The 16,428-nt window shown below is 71.2% G+C and carries 13 protein-coding genes; 2 read left to right on the top strand and 11 right to left on the bottom strand.

Going from position 1 to position 16,428, the window contains the following annotated elements; all coding sequences use genetic code 11:
- Positions 1-46: 46 nt before the first annotated feature.
- The 9 genes from NP777_RS00125 to NP777_RS00090 all read right to left on the bottom strand — a co-directional run bounded on the left by NP777_RS00125 (position 47) and on the right by NP777_RS00090 (position 11,721).
- Entirely contained in the window at positions 47-1,216 is a 1,170-nt protein-coding gene (locus tag NP777_RS00125) for a GNAT family N-acetyltransferase (RefSeq protein WP_256647895.1), read from the bottom strand.
- A 5-nt stretch (positions 1,217-1,221) separates the two neighbouring features.
- On the bottom strand, positions 1,222-2,526 hold the full coding sequence (locus NP777_RS00120) for an MFS transporter (RefSeq protein WP_256647894.1): 1,305 nt from the start codon (positions 2,524-2,526) through the stop codon (positions 1,222-1,224).
- Complete coding sequence (locus tag NP777_RS00115; RefSeq protein ID WP_182469853.1) at positions 2,523-3,839, bottom strand: ATP-grasp domain-containing protein; 1,317 nt, start codon at positions 3,837-3,839, stop codon at positions 2,523-2,525. Before NP777_RS00115 ends, NP777_RS00120 begins: the two co-directional genes overlap by 4 nt.
- Entirely contained in the window at positions 3,836-5,119 is a 1,284-nt protein-coding gene (locus NP777_RS00110) for an ATP-grasp domain-containing protein (protein ID WP_256647893.1), read from the bottom strand. The genes NP777_RS00115 and NP777_RS00110 overlap by 4 nt, the downstream gene beginning before the upstream one ends.
- A 1-nt stretch (position 5,120) precedes the next feature.
- Positions 5,121-8,159: an amino acid adenylation domain-containing protein gene (locus NP777_RS00105; RefSeq protein WP_256647892.1), complete on the bottom strand. Its 3,039-nt coding sequence runs from the start codon at positions 8,157-8,159 to the stop codon at positions 5,121-5,123.
- A gap of 478 nt (positions 8,160-8,637) precedes the next feature.
- Positions 8,638-9,675, bottom strand: a complete 1,038-nt coding sequence (locus NP777_RS00100; protein WP_256647891.1) for a hypothetical protein — start codon at positions 9,673-9,675, stop codon at positions 8,638-8,640.
- Entirely contained in the window at positions 9,672-10,094 is a 423-nt protein-coding gene (locus NP777_RS48395) for a hypothetical protein (protein ID WP_391858428.1), read from the bottom strand. The genes NP777_RS00100 and NP777_RS48395 overlap by 4 nt, the downstream gene beginning before the upstream one ends.
- Positions 10,094-10,354, bottom strand: coding sequence for a beta-ketoacyl synthase N-terminal-like domain-containing protein (locus NP777_RS47545; RefSeq protein WP_305889209.1), 261 nt, complete (start codon positions 10,352-10,354; stop codon positions 10,094-10,096). The genes NP777_RS48395 and NP777_RS47545 overlap by 1 nt, the downstream gene beginning before the upstream one ends.
- Positions 10,355-10,881: 527 nt before the next feature.
- Positions 10,882-11,721, bottom strand: a complete 840-nt coding sequence (locus NP777_RS00090; RefSeq protein ID WP_256647890.1) for a LysR family transcriptional regulator — start codon at positions 11,719-11,721, stop codon at positions 10,882-10,884.
- 92 nt (positions 11,722-11,813) lie between these two features.
- Here NP777_RS00090 and NP777_RS00085 point away from each other — a divergent pair, with 92 nt between their 5' ends.
- On the top strand, positions 11,814-12,551 hold the full coding sequence (locus NP777_RS00085) for an SDR family oxidoreductase (RefSeq protein WP_256648606.1): 738 nt from the start codon (positions 11,814-11,816) through the stop codon (positions 12,549-12,551).
- A 118-nt stretch (positions 12,552-12,669) separates the two neighbouring features.
- On the opposite strand, the gene NP777_RS00080 is transcribed toward NP777_RS00085, so the two are convergent.
- On the bottom strand, positions 12,670-13,587 hold the full coding sequence (locus NP777_RS00080; RefSeq protein ID WP_256647889.1) for a hypothetical protein: 918 nt from the start codon (positions 13,585-13,587) through the stop codon (positions 12,670-12,672).
- A 363-nt stretch (positions 13,588-13,950) separates the two neighbouring features.
- Here NP777_RS00080 and NP777_RS00075 point away from each other — a divergent pair, with 363 nt between their 5' ends.
- Positions 13,951-14,931: an MFS transporter gene (locus tag NP777_RS00075; protein WP_256647888.1), complete on the top strand. Its 981-nt coding sequence runs from the start codon at positions 13,951-13,953 to the stop codon at positions 14,929-14,931.
- A gap of 129 nt (positions 14,932-15,060) precedes the next feature.
- Here the strand turns inward: NP777_RS00075 and NP777_RS00070 are convergent, their stop codons facing one another.
- On the bottom strand, positions 15,061-16,419 hold the full coding sequence (locus tag NP777_RS00070) for an LLM class flavin-dependent oxidoreductase (protein WP_256648605.1): 1,359 nt from the start codon (positions 16,417-16,419) through the stop codon (positions 15,061-15,063).
- Positions 16,420-16,428: the final 9 nt, after the last annotated feature.

The raw sequence follows: 16,428 nt of genomic DNA, 5'->3' as shown, positions 1-16,428 counted from the left end.
GGCGTAGGAAGGCAAGGCGTTGGCCGCGGGACCTTTCCCGGGGCGGTCAGATGTAGGCCTTGTCCATCTCGGCTCGGAAGTGGGCGCTCTCGCGGGCGGGCAGAGCGGCCGCGAGGGCGTCGCGCCGGGCCGCCTGGGCCTCCGGGTCGGGGGCGGCACCGGCGGGGTGCAGGGCCCAGAGCGGGCGGACGGCCGCGCCTCGGCGGCACTTGGCCTCGAGGGACTCCATGCCGAGTTCGACGCGCGCCAGACCGTTCTCCTGACAGTATCGGACCGGCTCGTAGACGGCGAGATGCGCGTACTCGGCCGCGCCCGGCAGGCGGTCGTAGTCGAATCCGACGAGGCGGACGGCCAGTTCACGGCCGTGCCGGTAGGCGAGGCAGAAACCTACCGGCCGGTCGTCGCCGGGCGCGAGGCACAGGAAGACCACGGAAGCATCCTGAAGATGCTCGGCCTGCCGCCGCAGCAGAGACGTCATCTGCTCGGCGCTGTGGTCGTGGCCGTACCGCTGCTGGACGTTGGCAAGGAGCGGGCCCAGTGCGTCGGCCTGCCCGGCAAGCGTCGTACGGACGATACACAGGCCACTCTCGGCGAAGGCCCGCAGCTCGCGACGGGCGTTCGTACGACGCTGCTTGGTCGGAAGGGCGGCGATGTGCGCGTCGAGGCCGCCCTCGGGGACGGCGATCACGCAGTCGGCGCTGAGCAGTTGGGTGGCGATCGGCCCCCGTCCGGCGGCGGTCAGCGCGGCGCGGACGGTGGCGGCGCTGTCGGTCGTCAGGTAGGGCCACCACCAGCGGCCCTCGGTCTGAGGGCACCAGGCGGTGGCCGCCTCCAGCAATGTGTCGAGGGCGCCGCCCTGTCCGGCGGCGGAGAGACCTGGGGCGAGGAGCGGGCCGCTGAGGTAACCGCGCCGCCCGCCGATGATCAGCGCCTTGTCGGCCAGAGGAGTGGGGAGCACCCGTTCCGGGACGTACCGTTCGTTGTTCTCCTGGGGTGACCAGTGGGCGATCAGGCCGGCGGACGGATCTCCCGTCGGCGTGTGCGCCGTGAAGTAGCGAGCGAGCGCGATGTGGTCGGTGTCGCTGAACTCCAGCCAGTCAGTGCCGCAGTAGAACGACGCGTCGGCAGCGAGCCGTTGCCAGGTCGGAAGTTCGCCGGGGGTGTCCGCAGCGCGCACGGTGTGCGGAAGCTGGGCCGGAGCGTACGGGGTCGTCATGGCGGTCATCCTGGGGTGTGGGTGGTGGCCGCCGCCTCAGCGGTGGGGGTGCCGGGCGAGGGACGGCGGTCGAGCAGCGGGACGACCAGGCTTGCCAGCAGCGCCGCGACGACGAAGAGTGCGGCGAGCATGAACCAGCCGAGGGCGCCCAGGGGCAGCACCACCGCCGCGACGAGCAGCGGACCGGCCATGTCCTGTGCCGAGTTGCCGAGGCTGAACAGCGACAGATAGACGTTCCGGCGGTCCTCGGGGGCGTAGGCGTAGGAGAGCTCCCAGCCTCCGGCGGCTTGCCAGAGTTCGCCGGCCGTGAGCGCGACGCAGGCGAACAGCACGGCGCCGATCGCGACGGCGGGCGGGGCCGCGGCGGGCACGGCGAGCAGCGCGGCGCATCCGGCGAGGGCGAGCCCCGTCCACCGCAAGGCACGGGCACCACTGCGGGGATCGGTGACGCGCCGTGCGAACGGCACCTGGAAGGCCACCGCCAGCACGGTGTTGACGAAGATCATGACGGGGACGAGGGCGTCCGGCGCCCCCTCGTGCCGGGTCACCCAGAGCGGCAACCCCACCGCCAGCAGCGTCATGTGCAGGGCGAGGACCGAGTTAAGGGCGGTGAGGCAGAGATACCGCCAGTCGCGGACAGCGCCGAAGGCGGCAAGTGGGTTGCGCACCGTGACCGCCCGGCCTGGCGCAGCGAGCCGCAGTCGGGCCAGCAGCACGGCGGAGGCGACGAAGGCGAGCGCGTTGCCCAGCAGCACGCCGCGATGGAGCCAGGTGCTGTCCGTGAGCAGCAGCGGTGCGGCGGCCAGCGCGCCGAGTGAGAAGCCGATGTTGCGCACGGTCCGCACCACGGCCATCATCCGGGTCCGGTCCCCCTCCTCGGAGAGGGTGCCGACCAGGGCCTGGGTGACGGGGCCGGTGATGTTCTGGGCGGCCGCCTGGCAGGCGGCGGCGAGGGTGAACGCGATCGGCCCCTGGACGAAGGCGAGGGCGACAAAGCACAGGGCCCGCCAGAGCAGCGCGCCGACCAAGGCCGGACGGGCGCCGGCCCGGTCGGCCACCGCCCCCAGCGGTAGCAGGGCGACCAGGCCGACGGCGGCGGCAATGGAGAGCCCCGCACCGAGTTGGGCGGCGCTGAGCCCGGCCTGACGGGTGAAGAACACCGCGGACCCGGCCAGGAACATACCGGTACCGAACGCGCTCAACAGCGTGGAGAAGGCGAAGACCCGGCCCGCATGGCTGCCCGGCAGATACTCCCGTACGACACGGCGGACCACACCGGAACCGTCCCTCTTCGGCTCTGCTCCGCTCATTGCTCGCCCCCGGTGCGCGGGCCGACCGTGATGGCGACCAGCGCCGCCGCACGCTCCGCCGTACGGGCCGCCTCGGACGGCGTGGGGCCGGTGGCGACGACGTGCCCGCCCCGCTGCCAGGAGTTGGTCACCTCGTTCACCCGGGCGCCCTCCACCAGGGCCACCGCCACGTCCCGTACGCCGTCGAGCCGTTCGGCTTCTGCGATGCCGATGACGGACCGCACCACGGCCTCCGGCACGTCCGGATCGGGAGTGGGCAGGAAGCGGATCGCGGCGCCCCGCCGGGCGACGCGCGCCGGGCGCGGTCCGTCCCCTGCGAGAAGAGCAAAGAGGTCGGCCACCAGCCCGTCGCCGCCGTACGCCAGGTCGATGAGGGCGGGGATGTGGTCGCCGGGGAGGCGGCCCGCGCACTCGATCAGATGTGGACGGTCGCTGGTAAGCACCCACTCCGCGTGCAGGATGCCGGTGGAGAAGCCGATGGCGTCGACGAGTTCGGCCATCGCGACGCTCAGCGCCTCTCGCGCCGCCCCGCCCGGCTCGTCGGCGGGGGCGGGCACGGTGTGGCCCAGCTCGACCGGATAGCGGCCGGGCAGCACCTGCTTGGCTGTGACGTTGAGGAAGCCGATGACGCCGTCGTGGACCAGGGCCTCCACACTGACCTCGGGGCCGTGCAGACGCTGCTCGACCAGGTACTGGGCGGCGTCGGCGTAGTGCACGCGCAGCCGGGGCTCGTCGGCCGCGACGGTGTGCCGCCAGGCCGCCTCGGTGTCGTCCCCGGGGCCGAGCAACACCACCCCCAGACTTGCCTGGCGGTTGGCCGGCTTGAGGACACAGCTGCCGTCGAACCGGGCGCGCAGGGCATCGACGTCGGCGGGTCCGGTGGCCTCGGCGAACTCCGGCTGGGTGATGCCCCGGCGGGCGGCGGCGCGGCGCAGCTCCAGCTTGTTGCGCAGGATGCGGGCGGCCCCGGCACCGCCGCCGGGCAGCCCCCAGGCGGTGGCGAGGGTGGCGGCGGCGACCACTCCATACTCGAGGGCCGGCACCACCGCGCGCACGTCCGGCGGGCGCGGCACGCTCCAGGCGAGCGCGTGGGCCCGCGCCTCGTCCTGGGTGGCGGCGCTGAGCACCCCGGCGACGCAGGGGTGCTCGGCCGCCGCCCGGTGTACGTCACGGGCCTTGACGACATGCGGCTCCTCCACGATCAGCACGCTCGCGGCGGGCAGCAGCCGGTCCACCTCCGCCATCAGCTGGGCGCCGTAGCCGACCATGACGTGGGTGACACCGTGGAGGCCGCGGGGCGGAGCGGCGCTCATGAGGAGGGTTCCTGGAGTGAGGCCGCCCGGGATTCGGTCACACGGGGTTCCGTCGGGGCGCCCGCTGGGCGGGTTCGAATCCGGTAACGGGCACGGACCGCCGCGAGCCGGTCACGTACCTCCTGCTCGGTGTCGGCACCCACGTGTACGTAACCGGCCGCCGAGGCGGAGTAGATGTGTCCGGCGATCTCGTCGCCGACCCCGCGGAGCAGACCGGCACGGAGGACGCCGGGGAGCTGGGCCAGTTCCTGCTCCGAGGTTATCTCGGTGATGACGCCGGGCCGCAGCGCCAGCCCACAGTGCCCCAGGTAGCGGGCGTCGGGATGCGTGGGGGCCGGGGCGCTGTCCGGGAACGCAGGCAGGCCCAGTGAGGTGCGGACGCACGCGTCGAGCATGTTCACGCCGTGCCGCAGCTCGATGGCGGCGGGGATCGCGCCGCCGCCGGGGCGACAGGCGATCTCGGAGACGCGCAGCCCGTCCGGGGTGGCGAAGACCTCCAGGTGGGTCACACCGGACCGCAGCCCGAGTGCCGCGACGGCGGTGGCATGCAGCTCGGCCACTGCCAGGTGCCCTGGGTGGTCGGGCGGCAGTTGGTACGTGCCGTAGCCCCGCCCGATGCTGCCGAGGACGGGTTCGAGGTAGCACGAGGTGACGACGAACCGCACCTGGCCGTCGGCCACGACACCGTCGCAGTGGTACTCGGTGAGGACCTTCGCCGGCCGTTCGACGACGGCGGTGGGGTTGTCGGGCCGGAGGCCGCCGCCGGCAGCGAGCCAGGCGTCCAGTTCGGCGGCGTCCGCGACGACGGCGACATCCTTGCTGCCGCCGCCGTAGGCGGGCTTGACCACAACGGGCCAGCCGAACTCCTCGGCGCGGGCCCGAACCTGCGCATCGCTGTGGGCACCGGCGAACGGCATCAGGTCGAGACCGGCCCGGGAGAGCCGCTGCTTCATCACGTGCTTGTTGGTGAAAAGCGTGACGGTGTGGAGGTCCGGGCCGGTCAGGCCGAGGACAGTGCGCACGTACCCGGCGGCGGGCAGCCCCACCTCGTACGGGGCGAGTACCCCGTCGATCGGGCACCGGCCGGCGATGCGCCAGGCGGCGGCCAGCACCTCGTCGACGTCACGGATGGAGCCGACGGTCTCGACGGCGACACCCTCGGGGTAGCGGGCGGCATGCCCGTGCTCGGTGACGACGCTGAGCCGGTCGATCAGCGGATGGTCCAGCAGACGGGGCGACGGGATGCGCACCGCGGAGCAGACCAGGACGGCGTGCGTCATGTCAGCCCTCCTTGAGGCCGGTACGGAGGTGGTTCAGGAACGTCCCGGCCAGGGCTTCCAGCCGGTCCGCTGAGAGCAGCCCCTGACGGGTGTGCAGATCGAGGGCGACCATGTCGCCGGCCCGCCGCAGATAGCCCATCAGGTCGAACTTGACCTCGCAGCCCAGGTCGCGGTGGGACGGCGTCCGAAGGCCCGGGGCCTGGCCGGCGGGGACCTCCACCAGAGAGATGAAGACCGTGGTGAGCGGGAAGCGGTCGTCGTCCGGCGCGGCGCCGATGTCGGCCATGACCTCGTCGTACTGGTAGTCCTGGTGCTCCATCGCCCGCACCGTGACCTCCTGGAGCGCACGGACGAGCGCGGGGAAGCCGACGGCCCCGTCGCGCCGGTTCCGGATGCCGACCAGCGAGATGAAGTTTCCGATCAGGTGCTGGAACTCGGGCCGGGTGCGGCCGGCGGCCGGGGTCCCGATCACCAGGTCGTCGCGCTCGTAGAGATCGTGCGCCATCAGCGTGTACGCGGCGAAGTAGACGGAAAACGCCGTGGTGCCGTGCTCGCGGCAGAAGGCGGCCACCTCGGCGCGCAGATCGTCCGGCACCGGGAACTGGTGGGCGATGCCCCGTGCCGCGTCCTCGGTCTCGGCACGGGCCGGGAGCAGCGGCCGCTCGTACGGCTCGGCGAACACCTCCTGCCAGTACCGGCGGTGGGGTTCGCGGGCACCGGAATCGGTGGCGAGCCGCTCGCGCCAGGCGATGTAGTCGCGGTAGCCGATGGGCAGCTCCGGCAGGCGCTCCGGCACGCCGCCGAGCAGATGGGTCAGCTCCTGGTGCAGCAGGCGCTGGCTGTACCCGTCCGAGACCATGTGGTGGACGTTCCAGAGCAGCGTCGCCCGGTCCCCGTGGTGCAGCAGCAGCGTGGCCCGGAAGAGCGGGGCCCGGCCGATCTCGATCGGGGTGTTCGCCTCCGCGATCCGCAGCTCCTCCATCCGTGCGCTCTGCTCGCTCTCCGGCAGGGTGCGCAGATCGACGGTCGCCACCGTGAAAATCAACGCGCCTGCCGGGGTGAAGTCTTGATGGAGGGTCAGTGGTCCTTCGGCGTCCGCCGCGGCGTCGGCGGGGGTGAAGCCGGCCCGCAGGCTCTCGTGCCGGTCGATCACGGTCCGCAGCGCCTGCTCGACGGCGGCGGCGCCGGTACCGTCGGGGAGCGCGAACAGGGCGGGCATGTTGCTCCATGAGCGGTTGACCCTGGGCAGATAGACGCTGCGGTAGCGGCGTTGCTGCGGGGAGAGCCCGGTGCGGTCCGGGTGGGTGCCGCGCGGGATGCCGCCCTGACTGTCCAAGGGGCGGTCGCGGAGCGCCTCGGCCATCGCACGCGGGGTGCGCAACTGGTAGATCTCGCTCATCTCCAGCCGCCGACCCGTCGCGGCGAGCAGCCGCACGGACAGATCGGCCGCGTCGAGCGACGAGCCGCCGTGCCGGAAGAAGTCGGCGTCGGAGCGGTCGGGCGCGTCGGGCAGCACGGAGCGGAAGACCTCGGTGACCGACTGGGTGAGGCCCTCCCGGCTCTCGTCGGGCACATCGGTGGCTGGCGTGCGGGGCTCGGGCAGGGAGGTTCGGTCCACCTTCCCGTTGGCGGTGAGGGGCAGCTCGTCGAGCCGGTACAGAGTGGACGGGACGTGGGCCGCGGGCAGCCGTTCGCCGGCCCAGCGACGTAGCTCCGCCTCGTCCCCGTCGCCGGCGTCCGCCGCGTAGTGGCATACCAGGCGCACCGCGCCGTCGGAACGCCGGTGGGCGACAACCACGGCGTCACGCACGGCCGGGTGCTCGCGCAGCGCGGCGGCGATGCCCTCGGGCTCGACCCGGTTGCCGTCGATCTTGACCTGGAAGTCGGAGCGGCCCAAGAGGTTGAGCTCGCCGTGCTCGCCGAGCCGGCCAAGGTCGCCGGTGCGGTACCAGACGGCCCCGGCGCCGGCGTCGGCCGGCTCCTCACCGAAGACGGCGTCGGCGGTCCCGGCGGGCGGGCCGACGAAGCGGTCGGCCTGCTCGCCGGGGGCGTTGAGATACCCGCGTGTGGAGTACGGGGTGCTGATCCAGACCTCGCCGTCGACCAGGGCCGCGTGGGTGCCGGGCAACGGTCGGCCGACCGGCTGGACCCCGGGCACGGGCTCGGTGACGTCCTGCCAGAACTTGGCCAGGGTGGTCTCCGTGGGGCCGTAGAGGTTGACGACCTGGGTGGCGCCGAACCGCTCGCGCCATCCGGTGACGGCGGCCGCGGGCAGCGGCTCGCCCGCGAAGAAGGTCAACCGTAGCGCGTCGCCGGCGGATCGGTCGTCCCGCGGGACCGAGGTCCAGCGGGCGGCGAGCGACGGCACGGTGTGGACGACGGTGATTCCGGCCGTCTCCAGCCAGCGGGGCACGCCGCCGACGGCGGTGGCCACGTCACGCGGCGGGACGCAGATGGTGGCGCCCGAGACCAGCGGGGTGAACAGGTCCCGCAGGACGACGTCGAAGGACAGGCCGGTGAGCTGGGCGAAGCGGTCGCCGGGGCCGATACCGAAGGTGTCCCGCTGCCAGGTGGTGAAGTGCGCGATACCGGCCCACCGCCCGTCGACCGCCTTGGGGGTGGAGGTGGTGCCGGAGGTGAAGAAGATGTAGCCGGGGCGGGCCTCGGCTCCAGCGGGGCCGGCACCGGGTGCCGGTTCGGCCGAGATGCCGCCGTCGCCCGGCTCGGCCGTCAACACCAGTTCCGCGCCGCTCTCCTTCACCATCGCGGTCCGCCGTGCCTCGGGCAGCGCCTGGTCGATGAGCACCAGACGGACGTCGGCCAGGACAGTGGCCACCACGGTGGTGATCAGCGCGGCGCTCCGTTCCCCGGTGACCGCGACGGAGCGCACCCGGGCGGCGACGATGTCGGCGGCGATGGCCCGCGCGTCCGACAGCAGCTCCCCGTAGCCGCGGGTGCGTCCGGCGTCTTCCATCGCGATGGCCCCGGAGTGGGTACGGGCGGCCGTTTCGACCAGGGTGGCGAGATGCGGGGTCGGCATGGTTGTCACTCCCTGTCACGGGGATCGGAACAGTCGACTGGGCCCGCGGGCAGGCGGCGAGCCGTGGGAAACAGCGAGTGCGGGAAGTGCCGCGGTGCAGCGTGGGGGTTGCCGCCGGGGCGGCTGCCGCCCGGTGGCGTACGGTGCGGCCGCTCCGGCGGCCGGGGGGCGCGGCCGGTTCCTCTCCCGGTTCCGACGTCGGCCGCCCGAGCGGCAGTGGATGGCGGGGGCGCAGCAACGGCGGGATCACACCGAGGGCGATCACCGGCAGCACCTCGGTCTGCGCGAGGGCGACGAGTGCCCCCACGGCGGGCCCGTCCAGCGTCCCGGGTCCCAGGACCAGCAGAGGGCATGCCGCACGGGGGAGCGCGGCGACGAGGTGGCCGCCGGCGGGACCGCACGGGTTCCGTCGGCGTCGTGCGGCCGGAAGTCGCACACGCGGCCGCCGTGCGGCGCACACCATGATCGGGCGGGGGTGTCAGCCATTCACGAGGTGACGGGTGCCCGGCATGAAGTGCTGGGCGTGCGGCTCCAAATCGTCGACGTTGACCGTCTTGATGATCCACCGGCTGCACAGCTCTTCCGGCTTGCGCACCTTCACCACCTCCTTGGCGTGCACGGTGTGGTTGTTGTATGTGATCACGAAGTCGCCGGGCTCGATGAACACGCGCTGCTTGAGGGCGTGCAGGGTCGCGGAGACCTTGGGCACGATCGCCCGGGCGTCGTCGGTCACGCCGATCGTGCGGTTCTCGAAGTAGCGCAGGTCGTCCTCGCCGCCGATGATCGGGTGACGGTCGGCCTCGCCCAGCTCCAGGGTGCCGCCCATCACGGTCAGGTCATCGAAAGGCGTGTAGAACTGCGGGCTGCGCAGCAGTTCCAGTTCCTCCTCGGCGAAGGCCGCGATGACGTCGATGTTACGGACGAAGGAGGTGTACACCTCGTTCTCCGGGTTGCTGCGCATGCCCACCATGTACACCTGGTCGGGGCGGACGAAGTGGTTGGCCAGGTCCTTGTGGAAGTGGATCGCGTCGAGCGCCTTCTGCGACTGGGTCGACTGCATGGAGCGCTTGGGGTAGATGTCCTGGAAGACGTCGCCGTCGTTGATGTTCAAGTATCCGATCGGCGGGGTGCCCGCGAGCTGGGCGAAGAGGGCGAGGAAGCCCTCCGCGACGAAGGTCCGCTTCAGCTCGTACTTCGACTTCACGGGCTCGTCGAAGTCGAAGACCGGTACGTCGCGGTCGTAGGGGACGTTCTTCAGGACGACGGCCGGCTCCTTGTGCCGGTCACGGCCCGCGAGGCCGGATACGTACGAGCGGAAGCGCTCGGGTACGACGCCGTCCTCGATCAGTCGGCCTATCTGGAACGCGTGGGCGTCGTAGAGGCGGTACGGATTGGCCATCACCGTCCCGATTGCCTCGGCGAGCGCCGCGGACTCCTCGTCGGTGAAGGCGAATTCCGGTGTGATCCGCCAGTCGGTGGACACGCCGGCGGTGCTGCCTGCGGGCGCGGTCGTCATAAGTTCCTCCGTCGAGTGCGGACTGCCAAACGGCCGGATGACACTGGCGGACTCTGGCAGGGGCGGCGTGACCCCGGCCAGAGTCCGCGGTTGGCAGCGAGTGGACGGCAACAACCGGCCAGTGCACAGGCCCTGTTGAGCCGTACTGCCGGAATTCCGCAAGACGCGGACAGGGCTCCCCGCATAGGTACTCGACAAGCACCTGGCCGATCTGCGAGGTCTTCGGCTCGCTGTACGGAGCGCGGGTCGACGCCTGCGGCCGGGCCCATATGGCCGGTGTTGCCCTTGAGCGAGTCGATCAGGCTGCGGGACTCGGGGGTGATGCCGTGCGCGGTGAACATCTCGCCGAGCGCGGTGACCTCGATCGGGTCTCCCACGATGATGCCGGTGCCGTGGGCCTCGATATATTCGCCGTTCATCAGCGAGTGGTACGCCATGTGGACCGCGACGGGAACGGATCGTAGCCGGCGTCCTCCAACGCGGTGTGCGCGGACTCCAGGAACAGCCGGTGCTGAGGATCCCGGACCTCCGCCTCCCGGGGAGTGATCAACTCTTCCAGCGACCACGTGGTAATGCTCTCCGTGTCCGCCTTGAGATTCGACCAGTACTTTCCCACGTCACGATCACCGGGAAGCCGACAATTGATCCCCGCGATGGCGAACTTCTGGGTGCTGCTCATTTTTCTCCTGGTCCGACGTAGATGTGGGCACGGCGAAGTACCTCCCTCGGCGGGGCGCACTCAGTCGGTTAACGGCAAAAAACAAGGTGCTGATGCGGAGGCTCGGATGCGGCGGGAGCGGATTATCCGGCAGGGCCGGCTGACCGTCGCCGCCTTTATGGAAGGGGTGACCGAATCAACTGCGCTTGGATCCAAAGACTATCGGCCGTAGGCAGGCCGCGCCTCGTCCGGTGCGGCCAAATCCGCAACATCGAATTGTTCGGCCGGTCAGCGGTAATCGGCCTTCGGCCGCAGAGTTGTGCGCCCGGCCGACTCTCCCTGAAGGCGTACACAAAATCGACTGGAACACTCGGCGAACGGTGTCCACAGAGAGCGGGCCGGCCCAGTAGCCGTGTTCGTGGCCGACCGGGCGCTTCCAGCCGCAAACGCTGTGCAGCCGACGGGTGTTGTAGCAGGCCAGTGCGGTCAGGACGTCGACCCGCGTACGGCGCGGGTTCAACCTCGTGAGCGGATGCGGAAACGGCCGGTCAAAGACGTGTTGCTACGCGGATCAGGTCGGCGGCTGCGCGTAGTCGGCTCTGCGACGGCCAAGCGATCACGGTTGTCACGGGCGGGGCGTCCAGGACCGGCACGGCGGCGAGATCCCGGCGCAGGTCGGTGCCGGCGGACTCGGGGATGATCACGGTGGTGCGGCCGAGCGCGATCAGCTGGAAGAGCTGTGCCAGGTTCCGTACCTCTGGCCCCGGTCCCTCCGGGTAGCTCCCGCCGTGGCCCGGCCAGCGTGCCATCGGGAGTTCCGGCAGTGCGGTGACCTCGGCTACCCGGATCTGGGAGCGGCCGGCGAGGCGGTGGGAGGCGGGCAGGATCGCCACCTGTCCCTCGGTGCACAGAATTTCGGTGTCGAGTCCGGCCGTCGAATCGAAGGGCAGGTGCAGCAGAGCCACATCGGCTTTCCCGTTCTGCAGCAGTTCCTGTTGCTGATGCGCTTCACAGAGCAGCAGATCGACGGTGGCTGCGCTGGGCTCCGCGCGGTACGCATCGAGCAGTTTGGCCAGCAACTCGCCGACGGTGCCGGATTTGACGGCGAGGACGAGGCGGGAGCGGCTTTGCGCGGCCTGCTGGGTACGCCGCTCGGCTGCCGCTACCGCGCTGAGGATCGAGCGTGCCTCGGACAGCAGGACGGCCCCGGCCTCGGTGAGCGTGACCCTGCGGCTGGTGCGCTCCAGCAGCGTGACCGAGAGCTGTCGTTCGAGCCGGGCGATGGCGCGGGACAGGGGCGGCTGGGCTATCTCCAGACGCTGGGCGGCCTTGCCGAAGTGCAGTTCCTCGGCGACGGCAACGAAGTACCGCAACTCGCGTATCTCCATGCATGCAAGGTAACCGTGAGGAGGGCCGTTTGATGCCGTCCGGGTATCGCTGCACTGCCGAGATGGTGTTGGTGTCCGGCCGCGGCGCGGCCATGCTCGATGTCATGAGCGAGAAGACGATCGCGCTGGTCACCGGCGCGAACAAGGGGATCGGGTACGAGATCGCGGCCGGGCTGGCCGCGTTGGGTTGGAGCGTCGGCGTCGGCGCCCGGGACGAGCGGCGCAGGACGGACGCCGTGGCGAAACTGCGCGCGGCGGGCGCCGACGCGTTCGGCGTGCCCTTGGACGTGACCGACGACGAGAGCGTGACCGCCGCCGCGCGGTTGATCGAGGAGCGGGCGGGACGCCTTGACGCGCTGGTCAACAACGCCGGCGTCGCGGGCGGCTGGCCGGAGGAGCCTTCGACCATCGACCTGGAGACCGTGCGGCGGCTGGTGGAGACCAACGTCATCGGCGTCATCCGGGTCACCAACGCGATGCTGCCGCTGCTGCGCCGCTCGGCGCACCCGCGGATCGTCAACCAGTCCAGCCATGTCGGCTCTCTGGCGCTGCAGACCACGCCCGGCGTCGACCTCGGAGGGATCAGCGGGGCCTACGCGCCGACGAAGACCTTCCTCAACGCCGTCACCATCCAGTACGCCAAGGAACTGAGCGGCACCAACATTTTGATCAACAACGCCTGCCCCGGCTACGTGGCCACCGACCTCAACGGGTTCAACGGTACTCAGACCCCTGAGCAAGGCGCGGCAATCGCCGTCAGGCTGGCGGCTCTGCCCGACGACGGCCCCACCGGTCAGCTCTTCGACGACAGGGGAGTCGTGCCCTGGTGATGTTCTGATGTATCCCCGCTCAACGGCCCGGTTTCGGGACGGCTTCTTCGGTTGCCTGACCGCGCGCGGGGATACGCTGTTCGAGCTGACCGACGCGTTGCTGTGCGCGAAGTGCTGGTCATGCCGCAGAAGTCGAACGGTGACCTTGTCCGAGTAGGGAGTTCCGCTTCAGGATCGACACGGCGGACACGGTCCGGTACCCGCGCCACTCAAAGGCGGCGGCGGGGGAGTAGCTCGTGAAATCGACCAGCCAGCCGCCGTCGTCCTGCTGCCCGGCAGCCAATCGGCTCAGCTCGGTGTCGACGACGCCCGGGTCGTACAGCGTGCGTGCGGGACGGCCGGGAGCGGGGGCGACGTCGAGTGGGCGGATCATCTCGCCCGCGGCGCCGCCTTCGACGGGCAGCAGGCCATCGTCGGGGATGAACCGCCGGAGGTGGCCGAGCAGGGCGTCCGCCTCCGGGTGGGTCTCGGACGCGGCGTCGAGGAACCGGATCGCGAAGGACAACGCGATCGCGTGGGGTCTGTCGCCGATCGCTTCGATGGCGGTCAGGCAGTACCGCGTCGCCCGTTCGAGCCAGGGATGGGCGGCGACGGCGGGGTCGTATGCGGCCACGCGCAGGGCGCCGCAGACTGCGAAAGCGGTGCTGTGCAGGGTGGAGACCTTCGGGTCGGCCTGCGCCCAAAACGGTGCGCAGCCACTGGTGTCCGTGATGGGAAGTGCGAAGGGCAGGCCGCCGTCGGGCAGGGAGACCGACGCCAACCAGTCGCACAGGCGGGCGGCGTGGGGTGTGGTCGCGGGAGCGATGTCTTCGAATACCTCGAAGGCGTGCAGTGCACCCGCGGGCTGGCTTTCGGGTGCACGCAGGTCCGGCTCAAGTCCCCAGGCGTATCCGCCGTCCGGATTGCGGTAGCCGTCGAGGGCGGCGAGCACGGGACCGGCGTCGGTTTCGCCGAGGAGCAGCTCGAACCGTCGACGATCGAGCACTCGGGCATGCGTGGCCATGAACGAGGCGGCCGCGGAGAGATCTACATTCATGCCCTCACCCTGGCACCGTCGCGGGTGTTCGGCTTGAACGTTTCGGACGTGTCCGCGGACAGCCGCTGACTGAGGGGCCGGCCCGGCTGGCACGTCTCGCATGGGCTGATCGTGCCGTGCTCTCCGCTCTCGCACGGTATCGGCCGTCCGCCTTGCGTCGCCATCGGCTGGTCACCCCGGGGACGCCGCCGGCCTGGCACCGCCGGTTGATGTGCCGGAAGTGGCGGCACCGGCGCATGGGTCGTCCGCCGTGGCCTGGGCCTGCACCAGCGTCTCCTGCCGCCACCATGGCGGTCGGGCCGGGCCGGTCGGGCCCTCGAGGGTGCCCGGCCAATTCTCATTCCGCGGGAAAGCGCTGTCCGGATGCCGAATCGTTTCTCTAGCGTGCCCGGCTATGAGCGGTTCCGAACAGACGGCAGCGAGATCGGCGGAGCCGCGTCGTTCCTGGTCGAGACCGCCCCGGCCGACCGCCGTGCGCTGTACTCCTCGTGGCTCCAGGCCTCGATGGGCATCTCCGACCTGCTCTCCGCCCTCGTCGGCTTCATCATCACCTCCGTATTCCCGGAGTCGGCGGTCCAGGACTGGGCCTGGCGGATACCCTTCGTCCTCGGCCTGCTGATCATCCCGATCGGCCTGTACATCCGCCGACGGCTGCCGGAGACCGAGGCGTTCACCGAGCAGGGGGGCATGGCTACTGCCGGGCGGGCGGCCGGGCAACGGGGCCCGCTGCGTACGCTGCTGACGGAGCACCGTGGCACGCTCGGCACCGCCGTGCTCGTCTCGATGCTGTGGACCGTCTGCGTCTACGCCTTCCTGATCTACCTCCCGACCTACTACACGCAGCCCGTGACCGGCCTGGGCTTCACCTCCCGGCAGGCGTTCCTCGCCTCGCTCGTCGGCAACGTCGTCGTGCTCGCGGGCTGCCTGGCGGCCGGGCGGCTGGCCGACCGGGTGGGGACCCGGCCACTGCTGGTGGGAAGGGCCGCCGCCATGATCGTCGTGCCGACGCCGTGCCTGATGTGGCTGCACGCTCAGCCTTGGCTGCCGGTGCTGCTGATCGTCCATATGGTGCTCTGCGCCACCGTGTCGGGGTTCTCCGGCGTCATCCCCTCCGTCCTGCCGCGGGCGTTCCCGGTGCGGGTCCGCTCGACCGGGCTCTCCACCAGCTACAACATCGCGGCCGTCTTCTTCGCCGGCACCACGCCGATTCTGATGACCTGGGCGATCTCCGACCTGACGGTCTACGCCCCAGCCATCTGGGTGGTCATTGGCTCCGGCTGCTGCCTGGCCGCGCTTCCCGCCCTCTACCGCCAAGTGGAGCGAGTGGCGGTCGAGAACCCATGAGGCCCCGGGCGGAGCGGGCCGTCACCGGTGCCCTCGCCCCGTCCGGGCAGACCGCCGCGGCCGGCGGTCCGGCTTGCCACGGCGGCGGTGCCGACGGCTGAAGCGTCCCTGGAGTCAGTCAGCGCCGTGTCACGGCGACGGAACCTCCCGGAAAGCCGCGGCGGGATGGGTGTCGGCCACCCGGTCTCCGGCGCCGAGCAGGCGGTGGCGGTGGCTGCCCGGTTCGTACGCGGTGCGGTACAGGCCCCGGCGTTGCAGGACCGGGACGACGGACTCGATGAACTCGGTGAAGTCGTCAGGAGTGACGAACTCGTGCAGGTTGAAGCCGTCCACCCCGGTCGTCTCCGCGATCCGGCTGATGCCGTCGGCGACCTGGGCGGGAGTGCCGACCACCGTCTCCGAGTACGGACTGAGGTCGGTCAGCCGGCGAACCACATCCTCCACCCGGTCGGGGGCCTGCCTCTCCCGGGTGAACCGGGCGGCCTCCGACTGGGAGTGCTCGCCCGGCGCGGGGCTGAGCCGCTCCTGCCCGGAGGCGGTGGAGAGGTCGATGCCGCTGGCCCCGCCGAAGCCGGCCAGGGCGCCTTCGCGCGACTGGGAACGCCGCACCAGGTCCGCCTTGTGCCGCGCCTCCTCCTCGGTCCGGCCGATGACCACCGACAGGTCGGTGACCACACGCAGGTTGTCGCGACGGCGCCCCGCGGCCTCGGTGGCGTCACGGATCGCGGTGACCGCCGCGGCCAGGGCGTCGGGGTTGGTGCCGTTCACGAAGACGGCCTCGGCATGGCGGCCGGCGAAGGCACGCCCCCGCTCGGAGGTCCCGGCCTGGTAGATCACCGGGGTGCGCTGCGGCGACGGCGGCACCAGTGAGGGGCCCTGCACGTCGAACAACTGCCCGTGGTGGTCGATGCGCCGGACCTTGGCCGGGTCGGCGTAGACGGTGTTCTCCTTGTCGTAGCGCACCGCGTCGTCGAGCCAGCTCCCCTCCCAGAGCTTGTAGGAGACCTCCAGGAACTCCTCCGCGCGGGCGTAGCGCACCGCGTGCCCCGGCATCTCGGAGAGGCCGAAGTTGCGGGCGGCGTTCGGCAGGTAGGACGTCACGACGTTCCAGCCGATACGGCCACCGGTGAGGTGGTCGAGACTCGCGAACCGACGCGCGTGGGGATACGGGTGCTCGTAGGTGGTCGAGACGGTGACGGCGAACCCGAGGTGCCGGGTCACGGCGGCCATGGCCGGGATGACGGTCACCGGGTCCAGCAGCGGGAAGTCGACGGCGTTGCGGACCGCGGGGTCGGGGGACTGCCGATAGATGTCGTAGACCCCGAGCACGTCCGCGAAGAACACCGCGTCGAACAGGCCTTCCTCGAACAGACGGGCGCGATCCAGCCAGAACGCGAGGTCGGTGAAACCTTCCCGTCGGCTACGGGGGTGGGTCCATGTGCCGTGCGCGTAGTAGCCGACGCCGGTCATCTCGAATGCGTTGAAGATCAGAGGGCG

This window comes from Streptomyces rugosispiralis, from assembly GCF_024505145.1.
Taxonomy (GTDB): domain Bacteria; phylum Actinomycetota; class Actinomycetes; order Streptomycetales; family Streptomycetaceae; genus Streptomyces; species Streptomyces rugosispiralis.
This window is presented reverse-complemented; position numbering and strand designations above follow the sequence as displayed.